The organism is Burkholderia lata, assembly GCF_000012945.1.
Taxonomy (GTDB): Bacteria; Pseudomonadota; Gammaproteobacteria; order Burkholderiales; family Burkholderiaceae; genus Burkholderia; species Burkholderia lata.
Genome location: NC_007511.1, coordinates 301,188 through 319,325, shown reverse-complemented (window position 1 = coordinate 319,325; position 18,138 = coordinate 301,188). Strand labels below are relative to the sequence as shown.

Annotated in this window: 15 protein-coding genes; 8 read left to right on the top strand and 7 right to left on the bottom strand. The window is 65.7% G+C overall.

Annotated features, from left to right (window positions below; all coding sequences use genetic code 11):
* Positions 1-9 precede the first annotated feature (9 nt).
* Genes ceoB through BCEP18194_RS24240 form a run of 3 tightly spaced genes read right to left on the bottom strand, consistent with a single transcriptional unit; the run spans position 10 to position 5,366 of the window.
* Positions 10-3,210 carry a multidrug efflux RND transporter permease subunit CeoB gene (gene ceoB, locus BCEP18194_RS24250; RefSeq protein ID WP_011353910.1) on the bottom strand — a complete coding sequence of 1,067 codons (3,201 nt, stop codon included), beginning with the start codon at positions 3,208-3,210 and terminating at the stop codon, positions 10-12.
* 45 nt (positions 3,211-3,255) lie between these two features.
* A complete protein-coding gene (gene ceoA / locus BCEP18194_RS24245) occupies positions 3,256-4,473 on the bottom strand; it encodes a multidrug efflux RND transporter periplasmic adaptor subunit CeoA (protein ID WP_011353909.1) in 1,218 nt (405 codons plus the stop codon).
* Between the two features lie 32 nt (positions 4,474-4,505).
* Entirely contained in the window at positions 4,506-5,366 is an 861-nt protein-coding gene (locus tag BCEP18194_RS24240) for an alpha/beta hydrolase (protein ID WP_011353908.1), read from the bottom strand.
* Positions 5,367-5,540: 174 nt separating this feature from the next.
* Between BCEP18194_RS24240 and ceoR the strand changes: the two genes are divergently transcribed.
* The 4 genes from ceoR to BCEP18194_RS24220 all read left to right on the top strand — a co-directional run bounded on the left by ceoR (position 5,541) and on the right by BCEP18194_RS24220 (position 9,326).
* Complete coding sequence (gene ceoR, locus BCEP18194_RS24235) at positions 5,541-6,545, top strand: putative multidrug efflux transcriptional regulator CeoR (protein WP_011353907.1); 1,005 nt, start codon at positions 5,541-5,543, stop codon at positions 6,543-6,545.
* Between the two features lie 427 nt (positions 6,546-6,972).
* The gene (locus BCEP18194_RS24230; protein ID WP_011353906.1) at positions 6,973-7,266 is read left to right on the top strand and encodes a DUF4148 domain-containing protein; all 294 of its coding nucleotides are present in this window, start codon (positions 6,973-6,975) and stop codon (positions 7,264-7,266) included.
* 679 nt (positions 7,267-7,945) lie between these two features.
* Positions 7,946-8,557 carry a M35 family metallo-endopeptidase gene (locus BCEP18194_RS24225; protein ID WP_157687226.1) on the top strand — a complete coding sequence of 204 codons (612 nt, stop codon included), beginning with the start codon at positions 7,946-7,948 and terminating at the stop codon, positions 8,555-8,557.
* 13 nt (positions 8,558-8,570) lie between these two features.
* Positions 8,571-9,326 (top strand): hypothetical protein, encoded by a 756-nt coding sequence (locus BCEP18194_RS24220; RefSeq protein WP_011353904.1) that lies wholly within the window; start codon positions 8,571-8,573, stop codon positions 9,324-9,326.
* Between the two features lie 94 nt (positions 9,327-9,420).
* Here the strand turns inward: BCEP18194_RS24220 and BCEP18194_RS24215 are convergent, their stop codons facing one another.
* The 3 genes from BCEP18194_RS24215 to selD all read right to left on the bottom strand — a co-directional run bounded on the left by BCEP18194_RS24215 (position 9,421) and on the right by selD (position 12,475).
* A complete protein-coding gene (locus BCEP18194_RS24215; protein WP_011353903.1) occupies positions 9,421-10,500 on the bottom strand; it encodes a purine-nucleoside phosphorylase in 1,080 nt (359 codons plus the stop codon).
* 247 nt (positions 10,501-10,747) lie between these two features.
* A complete protein-coding gene (locus BCEP18194_RS24210; RefSeq protein ID WP_011353902.1) occupies positions 10,748-11,338 on the bottom strand; it encodes a LysE family translocator in 591 nt (196 codons plus the stop codon).
* Between the two features lie 72 nt (positions 11,339-11,410).
* A complete protein-coding gene (gene selD / locus BCEP18194_RS24205) occupies positions 11,411-12,475 on the bottom strand; it encodes a selenide, water dikinase SelD (RefSeq protein WP_081436705.1) in 1,065 nt (354 codons plus the stop codon).
* A gap of 115 nt (positions 12,476-12,590) precedes the next feature.
* Between selD and BCEP18194_RS24200 the strand changes: the two genes are divergently transcribed.
* Positions 12,591-13,427: a DMT family transporter gene (locus tag BCEP18194_RS24200; protein ID WP_041493164.1), complete on the top strand. Its 837-nt coding sequence runs from the start codon at positions 12,591-12,593 to the stop codon at positions 13,425-13,427.
* Positions 13,428-13,460: 33 nt separating this feature from the next.
* On the opposite strand, the gene BCEP18194_RS24195 is transcribed toward BCEP18194_RS24200, so the two are convergent.
* Entirely contained in the window at positions 13,461-14,564 is a 1,104-nt protein-coding gene (locus tag BCEP18194_RS24195) for a porin (protein WP_011353899.1), read from the bottom strand.
* A gap of 349 nt (positions 14,565-14,913) precedes the next feature.
* Here BCEP18194_RS24195 and BCEP18194_RS24190 point away from each other — a divergent pair, with 349 nt between their 5' ends.
* The 3 genes from BCEP18194_RS24190 to BCEP18194_RS24180 are packed head-to-tail and all read left to right on the top strand — an operon-like array spanning position 14,914 to position 18,103.
* Positions 14,914-15,813 (top strand): N-formylglutamate amidohydrolase, encoded by a 900-nt coding sequence (locus tag BCEP18194_RS24190; RefSeq protein WP_011353898.1) that lies wholly within the window; start codon positions 14,914-14,916, stop codon positions 15,811-15,813.
* A complete protein-coding gene (locus tag BCEP18194_RS24185; RefSeq protein WP_011353897.1) occupies positions 15,810-16,583 on the top strand; it encodes an IclR family transcriptional regulator in 774 nt (257 codons plus the stop codon). The genes BCEP18194_RS24190 and BCEP18194_RS24185 overlap by 4 nt, the downstream gene beginning before the upstream one ends.
* A gap of 29 nt (positions 16,584-16,612) precedes the next feature.
* Positions 16,613-18,103: a YfcC family protein gene (locus tag BCEP18194_RS24180; protein ID WP_011353896.1), complete on the top strand. Its 1,491-nt coding sequence runs from the start codon at positions 16,613-16,615 to the stop codon at positions 18,101-18,103.
* Positions 18,104-18,138: the final 35 nt, after the last annotated feature.

The following is an 18,138-nucleotide window of genomic DNA, read 5'->3' as shown; positions in this document are numbered from 1 at the left end:
TTCCTGTCCTCAAGCATCCGAAGCCGGCACGTGCTGGGACGGCACACCGTAGCCGGCCGAGTCCTTCCCGGCGACGTGGATCTTGCCGCCCGCGAGCGTCCGCAGCACGACGTAGAACACTGGCGTCAGCATCAGCCCGAACAGCGTCACGCCGAGCATCCCGAAGAACACCGCGACACCCATCGCATGGCGCATTTCCGAACCGGCCCCCGTCGACGTGACGAGCGGCACCACGCCCATGATGAAGGCGATCGACGTCATCAGGATCGGGCGCAGCCGCAGCCGGCTCGCCTCGATCGCGGCCTCGAGCGGCGTCCTGCCGTCGTGTTCGAGTTCACGCGCGAATTCGACGATCAGGATCGCGTTCTTCGCCGACAGCCCCACCAGCACCATCAAGCCGATCTGCGTGAAGATGTTGTTGTCGCCCTGCGTGAGCCACACGCCCGTCAGCGCCGACAGAATGCTCATCGGCACGATCAGGATCACCGCGAGCGGCAGCGTCAGGCTTTCATACAACGCGGCGAGCACGAGGAACACGAGCAGCACGCTGATCGGGAACACATACATCGCCGAATCGCCCGCAAGAATCTGCTGGTACGTGAGGTCGGTCCACTCGAACCGCACGCCGCGCGGCAGCGTTTCATGCGCAATGCGCTCGATCGCGGCCTGCGCCTGGCCCGACGAGAAGCCCGGTGCCGGGCCGCCGTTGATGTCGGCCGCCGTGTAGCCGTTGTAGCGCACGACCATTTCCGGGCCGAACGTCGGCGTCACCGTGACGAGCGACGACAGCGGCACCATCTCGCCCTTGTCGTTGCGCGTCTTCAACTGCAGGATGTCGTCCGCGCGCTGGCGGAACGGCGCATCGGCCTGCACGCGCACCTGGTACACGCGCCCGAAGCGGTTGAAGTCGTTCACGTACAGCGAGCCGAGATACACCTGCATCGTGTTGAACACGTCGGTCACCGGTACACCGAGCTGCTTCGCCTTCACACGATCGAGATCGACGTTGAGCTGCGGCACGTTGATCTGGTAGCTCGTGAACAACGGGCCGAGTTCGGGCGCCTGCTGCGCACGCTTGATGAAGTCGTTGGTCGCATCCGCGAGCCGCGCGTAGCCGACCGCGCCGCGATCCTCGATCTGCATCTTGAACCCGCCGAGCGTACCGAGGCCCAGCACCGGCGGCGGCGGGAACACCGCGACGAACGAATCCTTCATCGCGCCGTACTTCTGGTTCAGCGCCCCCGCAATTGCACCGGCCGACAACGCCTTGCCATGCCGTTCCGAGAACGGCTTCAACGTGACGAACACGATGCCCGCGCTCGAGCTGTTCGTGAAGCCGTTCACCGACAGCCCCGGGAACGCGACCGCGCTCTCGACGCCCGGCTGCTTCAGCGCGATCGAGCCCATGTCGCGGATCACCTTCTCGGTGCGGTCGAGCGACGCACCGTTCGGCAGCTGCGCGAACGCGATCAGGTATTCCTTGTCCTGCGCGGGCACGAAGCCGCCCGGCACGACCTTCGACACGAGCACGGTCGCGCCCACCAGTACGAGGTATACGCCCAGCATCAGCGTCTTGCGCGACAGCACGCCGCGCACGCCACGGCCATAGTTCTCCGCACCGCGATGGAACACCTTGTTGAAGCCGCGGAAGAAGCCGCCGAGCACGCGGTTCATCACCCGCGTGAGCCAGTCTTCCTTGTCGCCGTGGCCCTTCAGCAGGATCGCGGACAGCGCCGGCGACAGCGTCAGCGAGTTGAACGCCGAGATCACCGTCGAGATCGCGATGGTCATCGCGAACTGCTTGTAGAACTGGCCGGTCAGGCCCGACATGAACGCGAGCGGCACGAACACGGCGACGAGCGTCAGCGCGATCGCGATGATCGGCCCGCTCACTTCCTGCATCGCCTTGTAGGTCGCCGCCCGTGCGTTCATCCCGCTCTCGATGTTCCGCTCGACGTTCTCGACCACCACGATCGCATCGTCGACCACGATCCCGATCGCGAGCACCATCCCGAACAATGACAACGCGTTGATCGAATACCCGAATGCGAGCAGCAGCGAGAACGTACCGATGATCGACACCGGCACCGCGATCAGCGGAATCAGCGACGCGCGCCAGGTCTGCAGGAACACAATCACGACGATCACGACCAGCGCGATCGCTTCGAGCAGCGTGTGCACGACGGCCTTGATCGACGAACGCACGAACTGCGTCGGGTCATAGACGATCTTGTAGTCGACGCCCGCCGGCATGTCCTGCTTCAGCTCGGCCATCGTCTTGCGCACTTCGTCCGAGATCTGCAGCGAGTTCGCGCCCGGCGACTGGTTGATCGCCATCGCGACGGCCGGCTTGTTGTCGAGCAGCGAACGCAGCCCGTATTCGGATGCATCGAGCTTGATCCGCGCGACGTCGCGCAGGTGCGTGACGCCGCCGTCCGGCGTCGTCTTGACCACGATGTCGCCGAACTCGTCTTCCGTCTGCAGACGGCCGCGCGCGTTCACCGACAACTGCAGCGGCGTGCCCGGCAGCGACGGCGATGCGCCGATCACGCCGGCCGCGACCTGCACGTTCTGCTCGCGGATCGCCTGCACGACGTCCTCGGCCGACAGCCCGCGCTGCGCGACCTTCTGCGGATCGAGCCACACGCGCATCGCGTAGTCGCCCGAACCCCACAGCTGCACCTGGCCGACGCCCTGGATCCGCGACAGGCGATCCTTCACGTTGATCAGCGCGTAGTTGCGCAGGTAGGTCATGTCGTAGCGGTCGTCCGGCGAGATCAGGTGGACCACCATCGTCAGCGTCGGCGAGCTTTTCACCGTCGTGATGCCGAGCCGCTGCACGTCTTCCGGCAGGCGCGGCAGTGCCTGGTTCACGCGGTTCTGCACGAGCTGCGTGGCCTTGTCCGGATCGGTGCCGAGCTTGAACGTGACGGTGATCGTCATATTGCCGTCGCTGTTCGCCTGCGACTGCATGTAGAGCATGTCCTCGACGCCGTTGATCTGCTCTTCAAGCGGCGACGCGACCGTCTCGGCGATCACTTTCGGGTTCGCGCCCGGGTACTGCGCCTTCACGATCACGGAAGGCGGCACGACTTCCGGATATTCGGAGATCGGCAGCAGGAACATCGCGATCACCCCGCCGAGCAGGATGATCACCGATAGGACTCCTGCGAAGATCGGCCGGTCGATAAAGAATTTTGAAATGTTCATGTGTGGCTCTGTCTGGTTGAACGCGGATAAGAAGCGGCGAGCCGCTTACGAATCCGCCTTCGCCGGGGCGGCCGGCTTCGCGTTGTCCGCCAAAGGCGCGGACGGCGCGTCACCGCCCGTCATCGGGACCATGTGCGGCTTCACCTGTTCGCCGGGGCGCACGCGCTGCGTGCCGTTCACGACCACGCGATCGCCGGCGGAGAGCCCGCTCACGATCACGCGCCGGTTGCCGTGCTGCATCCCCTGCTGCACTTCGCGATACGACACGCGGCCTTGCTGGTCGACGACGAACACGAACTTCTTGTCCTGGTCGGTGTTGATCGCCGCGTCGTCGACGAGCAGCGCCTCGTGCGGCGCGCTGCCGCCCACCTTCACGCGTGCATAGAGACCAGGGACGAGCGCGCCATCGGCGTTGTCGAAGCGCGCACGCACGCGGATCGTGCCGGACGACGTGTCGAGCCGGTTGTCGACCGAGTCGATCTCGCCGCTGCGCGAGTAGCCGGTTTCGTTCGCGAGGCCGAGCTCGACCGGCACCTTGCGGCCGTTGCGCGCGCCGTTGATGTATTGCAGGTAGGTCTGCTCGTCCGCGTCGAACGATGCGTAGATCGGCGACACCGACACCAGCGTCGTCAGCGGCGCGGCCGATGCACCGGCCGACACGACGTTGCCGAGCGTGATTTCCGCACGCGACACGCGGCCCGACACCGGCGCCGTGATCCGCGTATAGCCGAGGTTGATGCGTGCCGTTTCCAGCGCGGCTTCGGCGGCCTTCAGGTTCGCCGTCGCCTCGCGGGCCGCATTCTGCTTCTCGTCGTAATCGCGCTTCGCGATCGCGTTGTCGCCGATCAGCCGCTGCGCGCGCTGCCAGTCGGTCTGCGCGTAGCCGTTGCGCGCCTGCGCGGCCGCGAGCTGCGCGGCTGCCCGATCGGTTTCGGCCTGGTACGGGCGCGGGTCGATCACGAACAGCACGTCGCCCTTCTTCACGAGCGTGCCGTCCTTGAAGTTCACCGCGACGATCGTGCCCGACACCTGCGGGCGCACGTCGACTTTCTCGACCGCTTCGAGGCGGCCCGAATAACTCTGCCAGTCGGTCACGGTCTGCGGCACGACGGTCGCGACGTCGACTTCGGGCAGCGGTGCCGCTGATTTCTCCGGTGCGTTTGCGTTCACGCGCATCGCGCCGAACGTTCCGAGGCCGACGACGGCGAGCGTCACGATCGCCGCTGTCGCGATTCGGGAACGGGAGGTGCGTAGGATGGCCATGTGGATCTCCAGTAAACGTGGATTGGTTTTGGTTATTCGGAACGGTTCGGCTGGCGCGCCTGGAAGCGGCACTGGAAGAAGCGCACGGCTTCCTCGAAGGCGGCTTCGTGCGTCGCGAGCGCGGCGTGCGTGATGTCCGGATAGCGGATCACCTGCGTGAGCACGCCCGACGAGATCAGGCAGCTCGCATATTTCTCCGCTTCGACGTGCAACACGTCGTTCTGCGCGGTGACGACGAGCGTCGGCGGCAGCCCCGCGAGGCGCACCGATTCGAGCGGCGCCGCATACGGGTGCATGCGTTGCGCGGCCTGCGGCAGATACGCGCGATAACATGCCGCGCATTCGCGCGGGGTGATGTCGGAGGCGAGGCGATCGGCGTCGCCGATGCGCGTCATGCTCGGATCGAGCATCGGCCCGAACAGCGCCTGCGCGACGATCTGCACTTCGCCGCGATCGCGTGCGATGAACGCGAGGCAGTTCGCGAGCTGGCCGCCCGCGTCGTGGCCCGCGACACCGATCTTCTTCGGGTTGCCGCCGAACGCGCGGGCACGCGTCGCGGCCCACACGGCCGCGCGATACGCATCCTCCGGCGCGGCCGGAAAAGGAAAGGCCGGTGCGAGCGAATAGTCGACCGACACTACGAGGGCTGGTAAGCGTTCTGCTAAAAAACGCGCGGCGAAATCGGCGTCTTCGAGCGAACCGCGGACGAAGCCGCCGCCGTGGAAATAAAGCACTACTGGCAACCCGGTCTTGTCCGGGCGGCGGTAGAGGCGCAGCACGATGTCCTGCGCGTAGCCGGGAATTTCCACTTCGGTGACCGTCAGCGCCGCGCCTGCCGTGGCTTGCGGCGGCAATGCGGCCTTCAGGAATTTGCTGAATTCAGAAGCGTCCATGACGATGCAGCATCCATTTCGAGATGGAACGAATTCTGGGTCCGGCAGACATTGGGATAAATGCCTATAATCCGGCAACACAATTCAACGCCCCCGAACAATCCGAGGCTGCGTTTACCCACGAGGTAGCGCAGCCTTGTTGTTCCGGAGGCTCATTAGATTGCGGAGGTTGTGATGGACCGGCTTCAGGCCATGCAGGTGTTTACTCGCGTCGTCGATACAAGCAGCTTCACCAAGGCAGCAGAAACGCTCAGCTTGCCGCGAGCGTCCGTCACGACGATCATCCAGAATCTCGAAGCATTCCTCGGTGTGCGGCTGATGCACCGGACCACGCGCCGGCTGTCGCTCACGCCGGACGGCGCCGCGTACTACGAACGATGCGTGCGGATCCTCGCGGACGTCGAGGAAACCGAAGCGAGCTTCCAGGCAAACAACCGGAAGCCGCACGGAAAGTTGCGTATCGACATGCCCGGTTCGATCGGGCGGCTGCTCGTGATTCCGTCGCTGTGCGAATTTCATACGCGCTATCCGGACATTGACCTGCAGCTCGGTTTGTCCGACCGGCCGGTCGACCTGCTGCAGGAAGGTGTCGATTGCGTGATCCGCGTCGGCGCACTGCAGGACTCGTCGCTCGTCGCGCGCCGGGTCGGCCTGTTCGAATGCGTGACGGTCGCGTCGCCCGACTATCTCGAACGCCACGGCGAGCCGCAGACGATCGACGACCTGAACCAGCACAAGGCAGTCAACTACTTCTCGAGCCGCACCGGCCGTACGATCGACTGGACGTTCCTGACCGACGGCAAGGAAGTCGAGATGAAGATGGAAGGCATCGTGTCGGTGAACGACGCGGATGCGTACGTGACCTGCGGGATCGAAGGCTTCGGGCTGATCCAGCCGCCGCTCTTCATGGTGCTGCCGCATCTGCGCGAAGGCCGGCTCAAGGAAGTGCTGCCGGGCGTCAAGCCGCTGCCGATGCCGATTTCGGTGGTGTATCCGCACAGCCGCCATCTGTCGCCGAAGGTGCGCGTGTTCGTCGACTGGGTCGCCGAGGTGTTCGACCGCTGCCCGCTGCTGAGCGGCAAGGGCAGCCTCGACGCGACGTGCAGCAAGCGCACGTTCGAGGAAGCCGAACGCGCACCGGTACTCGACACGCCGGTCATCAACGAGTGGGTCGCGTAACGTCTGACCTGCGCGACTGAGTCGCGCATCTGAGCCTCACGCGCGGGCTGCAGGGCCCGCGCGTCACCCCGCCTCCGCGCCCCCCCGCCCCCACCCGGCGCAGCCGATCCTTCCCGATTCCGCAGGAAACCTTTGTGCCGGGCGACGCAATCGCCCGCATGCGTCGTCGCGCGCCGTCGTCGCACCCGTGCGAGGCCCGCTGCACGCGGGTTCCAGCGATTTCCGCATAACCCTGCCAGGTGTACGGATGTCGATTGTTCCACTGACACGACAAATCAATTCGCGTCTGCCGCATTTATCGCGACGGAACAGATACCTAGAGTAAACCCTGTCGCGCACCTCGTTGCGCATCGAACAGATCCCGCTTGATGGGACCGGAGTAAGCGCTCTAGCTCTAGCGCCAGCTCCGAAAGATAGGAGTTACGCCATGAACCGCCGCCATCTTCTCTCCGCCCTCGCCCTTACGCTCGCCGTGTCCGCTCCGGCTTTCGCCGATTCGGGTACGCCGCATGCCGGCGACTACGGCAACACGTCGTGGTACTCGCAGCACTACGGCCCGCGCACGCGCGCCGAAGTGAGCGCGGAAGTCGAGCAAGCGCGCAAGGACGGCACGCTCGCCTACCTGCGCAAGGCCAATTCGTATCCGCAAGGAATCGAGCTGGCAGACGGCCCGTATCGCTCGATGCCGGAAAGCAACCAGCTCGCCGGCGGAGGCCGGTAAACGCGCAACGCCGCGCAGCGGGTTGCCCCGTGCGCGGCGTCGCGATTCCCCTGTCGGCGACTCGCCGAGTCAGTCAGCTAGATAGTTAGTTGCAGGAGCACATGATGAACGATCAACTCCCTTCGCCGCTCGATCACTGGGACGACACCACGCCGGTGTGGACGCCGTTCCGTTCGGCCCCGCACGCGCATTGATGTCTGCCTTGATGTGCCGCCGAGGCCGATGCGGTCATTAGCGGCACGGCAGGCAGACAGTGCATATCTGCTTCGAGTGCACGACGCGCACACCACGACCGCATCGAAACTCTGTGCAGTGGCCGCGATGCCCTTCGCCGCGACACAATCACTGACGTTACTCGTCGGAAATTCGACGGCCGAATCGGCCCCGGGTCCGGAACCACGATTGACAACGGCGGATCCGCCGGCCAAGTCACATTCGCTGCAGTCCTTCGGGGCTTAACGAACGCACTTTGCGTGTTCAGGCGGCGCTGACCCTGCTGATATCCGGAGTCGAGCCAGCGAACGAACATCTCGTTTCCGCAGGAAACAGTGCTCTTGCGAGCCGTCCATTCACACTTCCCAACACTCGCTCGCCCCGTCGCTTGCAATTTTGCGGATCGCTGGTCGCCTTTCGGTATCTAGCATGAGTACTCCCGATGATGACCCTATGGAGAGTGCCCGTGACAGCATCGAAAGAGCGCTACTTATCGCTCGACGGACCGCAAATATGTCCGAACATGACGGATTCGGCGTTCAGGAAAGAAATACTCGAATTGCGAGACGAGGCAGTGGCGATTGTCGAACAGCGCCGAAGGGATGTGGTTCGCTGGAGTCCAGCCACCGAAGCGCGGGTTATCGAGTGGTTCGGCTCGGCACATTTCGATACGATACGGCGGCTGATATTTGGACTCGGCGCCCTTGCCAGCGTGATGTCGAATCTCGGCCCGAGAAACTTCGTCCGAATCGACTCCGAGGCCGATCGCGCGACAGGATGTCTGCCGAACACGCAACATCTCGACGCTGAAGTCGCACATGTCTGTCGTCCGGACACGTCAACCCATACCATCGCCATCAACCTCCCCTTTTGCTCGCTGCCCCGGCGATCGGCCGGCAATCTCTCTTCGCAGCAACTGACGATCGTTCACGAATGCGCTCATTTTGCAGACACATTCGGTGCCGCCGATCATGCGGGAGCATACGGGCGCTCGGCTTGCGCCCAGTTCGCAAAGCGTTTTCCGGACAAGGCGATCAGCAACGCGGACAACATCGCCTGGTTCATTCTGGCACGTTAGATCGGAGCGACTCATGCGACATGCCATTGCCACACTGACTGCCGTCCTGTCATTCCCGATGCAGGCCGATGCATGCAAGATCATGTTGACCAACAGCATGCAGTTGCCGATGAATACGGTCGAAATCAACAACAGCGACAGACTCTCCGTCGTCAGACACTACCTGACCGCCAAGGAGTGGACGCGCGAGGGCACCGCTGCATCGATTGAAGCGACAGCCTACGATTGGGAAAAACAACCGGTTCAACTCGCTCAACAACGCGGCGCACAGATGAAATCATTCCTCGTGCAGCTCGGCATGGTGCCCGATGACGTCCATGTCGGCGAGCGAATCGTGTCGCGCCGGAACGGCAAGCTCGATCCCGACGACGCGAAGCAGCTTTGGGTTCAGTTCGTTCCCAAGTGCCCGCCCGAGGGGTGCCAGAGTCTCTGCAACTCGGCCGGTACACCTGGCGTCGCCAGTTTTGCACTGACACCCGAGACACCCGGCCCCCGGCCCGGTTCGTACCGTTTTACGTGCGACGACGACAGGGAACCCGCGCCGGCACGTTTCGTGACGTCCGAGCGCTGGACCGCTCGCACGCGCAACCAATCGTTGTTTTTGCGGGATGGGGACAAGAAGCCGCTTGCACACATCTGCTATCGGATCAGCACCAGTGCAAAGCAGTACATCGGAATGACGGATGAGCACGGTCAAACTGCAAACATGCAGCTATTGGGGCCTGAATACACGCGGATCGAACTCAAGATCGCCCGGCCCACGCAGTGACTCCCTACGTCCGGTCGCTCCGGGCGACACAGCGTCACCCGGAGCTCTGCGACACGCGGACGATCAAGCTGCTTCCACGCGTCGCTACGTCAATTTACCGGCGCGGCACCCCGTCGCGCCATTCGCCCCAGTGCGTCACGATGTCCTGCACGAGCGGATTGCCCGCGCGATACAGGTTTTCGGTCGCCGGGGCGAAGCCGCCCTGGTCCGCGTAGTTCAGCAGGTTGTCCGCACTCGTCTGCCCCGCATACGGCCTATCGAAATCCGACCCCGTGCGCAGCACCGCGACGCGCGACAGGTCGACCCGCTTCACGCTCGCCGCGCGCTTGAGCGCTTCATACGTCGCGTTGTCTTCCTGCGCGGTCATGCAGTACGTGCCCTTGCCGTCGGTCAGGATCTTCGTCCACTGGCGCGCGCGCTCGCCGATCAGCGTGCCCGAGAACCACGTGTTGCCCGATGACGTATCGCACTGGATCACCGTCGGCGGCCGGTTGGCCGGCGCGTAGTTGAACTTCGCTCGGGCGGCCTGCGCCTGCGCGCTGTCGGCAAGCACGACGTTGCGCGACAACGCGACTGCGGCGTCGGTCAGCTGCGGGTTGAGCTGGAACACTTCGGTGCGATAGTCGAGCGGCGGCTTGTCGTTCGGGCTCTTCGTGTTGATGCCGAGGAAGCCGGTATTCCAGCCGGCCGGAATCTCGCGTGCATCGAGCTCCCACTGCAGGCTGAAATCGACGAGGTATTTCGACCACGCGGCCGAACCGACCGTGCCTTGCGCAGGGTCGACGCCCGCGATGCCGGAGATCAGGAAGTACGTACGGCGCAGATCGAAGCGCTGCGAGAACGTGAGCGCCATGATCGTCGCCGACGCGTTCGCGTAGCCCATGCCGGTCGTGACCACGCACACGTCCTGCTTGTTGCAATGGACGTTCGGGTAGTCGGGTGACAGGCCGGGCACGGCGATGTCGCGCCACGGGCCGATCCGGTCGAGCCAGGCCTGGCCCTCCGGACCGAACATCGTGATGATCATGACCTTGACCGGGCGGCCCTGTGCACCGGTCTCGGCGAATGCATTGTTGCCCGCGTTGTTGCCCTGGTTGTCCTGCGCGATCGACGGCGCGGTCGCACAGGCGGCGAGCGAGAATGCAGCGGCGGAAAGAATGGAGCGAGTCAGCATCGGCGTTCCTTGTTTCGATGATGTTGGGTGAGAACGGCTCTCGTAGACTGCGCGTCGGAGTATAGAACGCGCGTGCCCGATGCGGAACCCGACTACGAAACGACGCCGGTGCGTCGGTGTGGGTGCGGTATGCACGGAAATCGCGGCCGACATGCCCTGCGCGCGAACCCATACCGTCAGGAATACTATCCGGTTGATCGACGTCGACACGCCGATCGCACCGGCATCCACGTCACCCGGCGACCCGCTACAACCGCGCCAGCCCCGCCACCCCGTAACCCAGCACGACCAGCGCCGCAACCACATGGCTCGCCGCGAGCAGCCCCGGCGACTTCACGATCCGGCCGATCACGCTGCCGCCGAATGCGAACACGAGCTGCCCCGCGAGGCTGCCGGCAAACACGCACGCGGCACCGAGCAGCCAGTGCCGATGCGCACCGGCGGCAGCCGTTGCATAACCGTAGAACAACAGGATCGTGAGCGGATTCGCCAGCGTGACGAAGAACATCGATGAAAACGGGCGACTGCCCGGCGGCCGCGCATCGCCATCGAACGTGCGGCGACGATCCCGCAGCGCCTGCCACAGCATCCGCGCACCCATCGCGAGCAGCACGAGCGCACCGACCAGGCGAAACAGCGACAGATGCGCGGCGAGCGTGCTCGCCAGCATCGCGCCGAGCGTGAACGCGACGACCGCATAGCAGCCGTCGGCCGTCGCGACACCCACCGCCGCGCGTACGCCGCTCGCGGTCCCTGCGCGCATCCCGTAGTTCGCGATCATCAGCGCAACGGGCCCGACCGACAGCGCGATCATCAGCCCGAACAGGAAGTCGTTCATCGGTCGTCGATGCCTTCGATGGGAGGCATCGATGCCAGCGACCGCGAAATTATCCGGCGTGGCGCTTCGGCGTCACGCGACATCGACGCGCGCCGGCCCGTCCACCATCTCGCCGATCACGCCCGCGCGATCGAAGCCGTCGGCACGGAAGCACGCGAGCACGTCATCGACGGCCTCCGGCGCGCACGCGACCAGCAGGCCGCCCGACGTCTGCGGATCGGTCAGCAGCGCCTGTGCGACGGGCGGCAGCGTGTCGGCCAGCTGCACGTCCGCGCCGTACGCGGCCCAGTTGCGGCCCGACGCGCCGGTGAACACGCCGTCGGCGACGAACGCCTCGACGCCCGCAAGCCACGGCAGCGATCCATAGTGCACGCGCGCGGTGAGGTGCGCGCCGCGCGCCAGTTCCAGCGTATGGCCGAGCAGGCCGAAGCCCGTCACGTCGGTCAGCGCATGCACGCCCGGCAGCGCGGCGAGTTCGGCGCCCGGCCGGTTCAGCTTGGTGGTTGTCGCGACCATCTGCGCATAGCCATCGGCATCGAGCTGGTTCTTTTTCAGCGCGGCGGACAGCACGCCGACGCCGAGCGGCTTGCCGAGCACGAGCACGTCGCCCGCACGCGCGGCCGCATTGCGCTTCACGCGCGACGGATGCACGACACCGATTGCCGCGAGCCCGTAGATCGGCTCGACCGAATCGATCGAATGGCCGCCCGCAACCGGGATGCCGGCGTCCGCACAGACCGATTCACCACCGCGCAGCACGGCCGCGATCGTTTCGTGCGGCAGCACGTTGATCGGCATGCCGACCAGCGCGAGCGCGAGGATCGGCTTGCCGCCCATCGCATAGACGTCGGACAGCGCGTTGGTCGCGGCGATGCGGCCGAAGTCGAACGGATCGTCGACGATCGGCATGAAGAAGTCGGTGGTCGCGACGATCGCCTGCTCGTCGTTGAGGCGGTAGACGGCCGCGTCGTCGGACGTCTCGGTCCCGACCAGCAGATCCGGGAACAGCGCGGGCGGCGTCGCGCGCTTCAGCAGCTCGGACAGCACGCCCGGCGCAATCTTGCAGCCGCAGCCGCCGCCATGCGACAGGCTCGTGAGGCGCGGAACGGCAGGCTGGGCTTGGGTGGCTTCGGTCATGGTCGGCATCCGGTGAATAACAACACGCCATTATCGACAATTCCATGCGAGTGCGCCCGATACCCACATAATGACGGCGCCCCCTCCGCTCCTGCCTCTGTCCGCCCCTTCGTTCATGGATCACCTCTTCATCGGCCTCGTGCTGTGCTCCGCGTTGCTGCACGCGATCTGGAATGCCTTCCTCCACGTCAGCGAAGACCGGCTCGTCCAGCTCGGCACGATGTCGCTGCCGTATTTCGTGTTCGGCGTCGCCGGCGCCGCGCTGCTGCCCGCGCCGGCGCCCGCCGCGTGGCCGTACATCGCCGGGTCGGCCGCGCTCGAGGTTGCGTACTGCTTCACGCTGGCGCGCGCGTACCGCAGCGGCGAATTCGGGCAGATCTATCCGATCGCGCGCGGAATCTCGCCGCTGCTCGTGTCGGTGCTGGCACTCATATTCCTTCACGAACAACCGACGCCGTTCGGGTTCGCAGGCATCGCGCTCGTGTCGTTCGGCATCATGTCGCTCGCGCTGCGACGCGGCTTCCGGTTCTCCGGCGAAGGCGTGCCGTTTGCGCTGCTCACGGGCGTGTTCATCGCCGCCTATTCGATCTGCGACGGCATCGGCTCGCGCGTGTCCGGCAGCGCGCTCGGCTACATCGCGTGGGTGTACGTGCTGTGGAGCGTGCCGCAGTTCGTGCTGGTCTGTGCGGTGCGTGGCGGCCCGCGCGCGGTGCTCGGCTCGCGCACGGCACTCACGCAAGGCGCGATCGCCGGCACGATCTCCCTCGCCGCTTACGGCATCGTGATCCTCGCGTACCGGTACTTGCCGGTCGGGACGGTGTCGGCGCTGCGCGAAACGAGCTCGATCTTCGCGGTCGCGATCGGCTGGCTCGTGATGCGCGAGCGGCCCGGCGCGCAGCGGCTCGCCGCGTGCGCGCTGGTGGTCGCGGGCGCGGCGCTGATCCGGCTGTAAGCCGAAAGCACGCGCCCGCGGCCTGCCGCCGTGTCAGAACTTGTGGCGGATGCCCGTCACCGCGACGATCTGCGTGCGCGTGCTCGACGGATTCGAGATCCCTTCGATCGCGGCCACCGCGTTCGAGGACGCGCGCTGGTAGAACGCGTTCACGTAGACATCGGTGCGCTTCGACAGGAAATACTGCGCGCCGACGCTCGTCTGCAGGTAGTGCGAGCTCGGCTTCGGCCCCTGTGACGCCAGTACCTGTGTATAGGTTTCGCCGAGCGCGAACTGCAGCGCGGGCGTCATCAGGTAGCGCACGCTGCCCTCGTAGTTGTTGAAGCGCATCGCGCCGCCCGTCTGCAGGTTGAACAGCGAGCTCGTGTACAGCAGCCCGAACGTCGCGGCGCCCCACGCATAGGCGCCGCCCGCGCCCCAGATCTGCTGGCGCGTCACGCCCTTGATGAACGTGTAGTAGTTGTCGGACGCCGCCGCCCCGGTGGTATCCAGCGCCGGATGATCGACGCGCACGTAGGCCGCACCGAGTTGCAGCGGCCCGTTCTCGTAGCTCGTGCCGAGGCTCCACACGCGGTTTTGCGCGAACGACGTCGAATTCGAGAAGCCGTACAGGCCGACCGCACGCAGCCCGTACCACGTCGGCGTCTGATACTGCACCGAGTTGTTGGTGCGGAACGTGTTGTTCAGGTCGTCGGTGTCGAACGGATGCAGCGCGTACTGCGTGAGCGCGGTGGTCGCGCCGATCTGCAGCGGCTCCAGCACTTCCTGCGCCGCGTTGTACTGGCGGCCCATCGTCAGCGTGCCCCAGCGGTCGTTCTCCAGCCCGACGTACGCACGGCGCCCGAACAGCCGGCCGCCCTGGCTCGCGGCGCCGCTCTCGATGTTGAAGCCGTTCTCGAGCCGGAACACCGCGCGCGTGCCGCCGCCGAGGTCTTCCTTGCCGAGCAGCCCGAAGCGCGTGCCCTGCTCGTTGCCGCCGGTCGCCTGCCACGCGGCGTGGCCGTTCTGGTTGTTCGTGTATGTGATCCCCGAATCGACCACGCCGTACAGCGTCACGCTCGACTGTGCATGCGCGTGCATTGCACCCGCCGCCGTTGCGATACCTGCCAGCGCGACCGCCATCCCTTTTCGCTTCATCTCCGACCCCTTTTATCGATTGAATATGGGGAGCGATTTATTTCGCTCGAAACGTGTTTTATTGAATAAAACAACGTCTTATTCATTGTCGAATTTGGCGATTTGAAGCGTCAAGCGATGCCAAAAATCGCGCACGGGAGTCAAATACCCTCGAATCGACAAGCGTTTCGAGGAATGAAACAAGCCCAATAAACACGGGCATTTCAGCCCGATCTCAACGCGCAATCCCGGTATCGCAAAAAGCCCTTGACCGCGATTTTCAGTCGTTGTGAAATATTGATACGCTGTTTTAATGATTAAAACAAACGCACGAGACGCTTCGAGAAACTAGGTAAAGAACCTGATCCCCATGCTGACGTTTAATTGCAACAACGCGACTGCCGATGCATCGCCCGCGCATTTCATCGCGACGCCGACGGTGCCGACCCTGCCGATCGTCGTCGACTCGCCGCACAGCGGCATCGCGTATCCGCCGGACTTCGCCACCGTCGCACCCGACGACGCGATCCGCACCACGTGGGACGCGTACATCGACGAACTGTGGGCCGGCGCGCCCGCGCGCGGCGGCACGCTGCTCGGCGCGACGTTTCCGCGCGCGTACATCGATCCGAATCGCGCGGAAACCGACATCGACGAAACACTGCTCGCCGAGCCGTGGCCCGAGCCGCTGTCGCCGCAGCCATACACGCAGCGCGGGATGGGCCTGATCCGGCGCGACGCGCTGCCCGGCGTGCCGCTGTACGACCGCAAGCTGTCGCTCGCGGAAGTTCGCCATCGGATCGACGCGTATTACCTGCCGTACCGCCGCGCGCTCGCCGGCATCGCCGAGCCGCTGCACGCCGCGCACGGCGCGCTGTGGCACATCGACTGCCATTCGATGAAGTCGCGCGGCAACGCGATGAACGTCGATGCGGGCGAATTGCGGCCGGACGTCGTCGTCAGCGACCGGCGCGGCACGACCGCCGATCCGGCGTTCACCGAGTGGACCGCGCAGTGGTTCGCGCGCGCCGGCTATCGCGTGCAGGTCAACGACCCGTACCAGGGCGGCGACCTGCTGACCGCGCTCGCCGACCCCGCAAGGCAGCGCCACAGCATCCAGATCGAATTCAACCGCGCGCTGTACATGGACGAGGCCGCATTCGCGAAACACGCGGGCTTCGCCACGCTGAAGCGCTCGGTCGACGCGTATCTCGACGCGCTCGCCGATTACGTCCGCGCGCGCATCGCGCCGCAGGGAGACCCCGCATGACGACCTACATCGTCGACGCCGTCGACAGTGCGCTGAAGCTGCTGACCTACGTGGCCGAGCACCCGAACCTCGGCGTGACCGAGCTGGCGTCGCAGCTCGGCATCAACAAGTCGCGCACGTACCGGATGCTGTGCACGCTCGAACTGCATCGCTTCGTCGTGCAGGACCCGCGCACGTCCACCTATGCGCTCGGCCCGCAGGCCTTCGTGATCGGCGTGGCCGCGTCGCAGCAGAACGCGCTCGTGCGCGCCGCGCACCGGCACATGCTCGCGCTCAATCAGGCGATCAACGAGACCATCGTGCTGCGTGTACGCGAAGGGCTCGAATCGGTGTGCGTCGCGCGTTGCGAAACGACGCACACGGTGCGCACCGTCGGCGCGGTCGGCAATCGCCGGCCGATCAATTTCGGCGCATCGGGCAAGGTGCTGCTCGCGTTCGCGCCCGACCCGGTGCGCGACGAATATCTCGCGAAACTGCGCCGAAACGGGGAGGCCGACGATCCGGCGAAGCTCGCCGGCGAACTCGACGCGGTCGCGCGCAAGGGCTACGCGGTGAGCAGCGGCGAGGTGACGCCCGGTGCGGTCGGGATCGCGGTGCCGGTGCGCGACCTGACGGGCGCGACGGTCGCCTCCGTCAGCGTGACGGGCCCCGAGGTGCGCGTGAGCCACGCCGACATTCCCGACTATCTCGAACGCCTGCAGGCGTGCAGCCTCGCCATTTCCGCCGAACTCGGCTACGTCCCGGCGCGCACCGCGCTGCAACCGGCCTGACGGCCCGCTTCTTCTTCGACGAGGATCCGATGTCCGCCTCTTCCCCGAACCCGGCCGGCGCGCACGGCGCCGACACGCCCGCACTCGCGGCCGACGATCCGGCGGCGCTCGCCGGTCACAAGCCGCATCCGCACGGCAAGATGCTGCACCCCGTCGTGATGATGCTGTGGGTGCTCGCCGCGGCGATCGCGCTCACGTGGGTCGTCGACTCGGGCCAGTTCGCGCGCAACGGCCGGCTCGTCGTGCCGGGCACCTATCACGTGGTGCCGAAGACCACCGCCCTTTCCACGCTCGTCGCGCCGGCCGTCAGCCACAGCACGTCCGCGCAGGCGCTGCCGGCCAGCCTCGTCTCGGCGTTCGTCGCGGTACCGCAAGGGCTGCTTAAGAACGCGCCGCTGATCGTGATGGTGATGTTCGTCGGCGGGATGTTCGGCGTGATGCGACGCACGGGTGTCGTCGATGCCGGCATCGACCGGCTGCTGCAACTCACCGGCAACAACGCGTATCTGCTGACACCGATGCTGATGATCCTGATCGGGCTCGGCAGCACACTGCTCGGCTTCATCTCCGAGTACCTCGTGATCATTCCGATGGTGGTCGTGATCGCGCGGCGCCTGGGTCTCTCCGACCTGTTCGCAGTCGCACTCGTCGCGCTCGCCGCGAAGATCGGCTATATCGCGTCGGTCACGAATCCGCTCGCGCTCGCCGTCGCGCAGCCGCTGGTCGGCGTGCCGCTGTTCAGCGGCGTCGCGCTGCGCGCGGCCGTGTTCGTCGTATTCCTGACGATCGGCATCCTGTACCTGCTGCGCTACGTGCGCAACACCGGCTATCGGGCCGGGCAGACCGCCGCGGGCCATGCCGCGCACGCGGCCGCGAAGCTGTCGCTGCGTCACAAGGCGACGCTGGTCGTGTTCGCAGCGGCGGTCGCAATGCTGATCTACGGCACGCGCGAACTGAAGTGGGGCAACGTCGAGCTGGCGGCGTTCTACACGGCCGTGAGCATCGCGACGGCCATCATCGGCGGACTCGATTCGCGCAGCGCGGCCGACGCGTTCGTCGACGGGATGAAGAACATGATGCTCGCGGCGCTGCTGATGGGGCTCGCCGCTTCCGTCGAGCTGCTGCTGCAAAACAGCCTCGTGCTCGACACGCTGATCAACTTCTTCACGCGGCTCGCGGACGGGCAGTCTCCGGTGTGGGTCGCGAACGGGCTGATGGGTGTGCAGATGGTGCTCGACGTGTTCATTCCGTCGGTGTCGGGCAAGGCCGCGGTCAGCATGCCGATCATCGGGCCGATCGCGCAACTCTCCGGCGTGAGCGGGCAGACGTCGGTGCTCGCGTTCGTGCTCGGCGGCGGGCTGACGAACCTCGTCACGCCGACTTCAGGGATGCTGCTCGCGTATCTGGCCACCGCGCGCGTCGATTTCGGTGCGTGGATCCGCTTCGTGCTGCCGCTGTTCCTGACGCTGCTCGCGCTGTCGTGCGTCGTGCTGACATTCGCGGTGTGGATCGGGTATTGAGGTTCGGGGCGCAGGCACGGCAGGACGCGCATGCT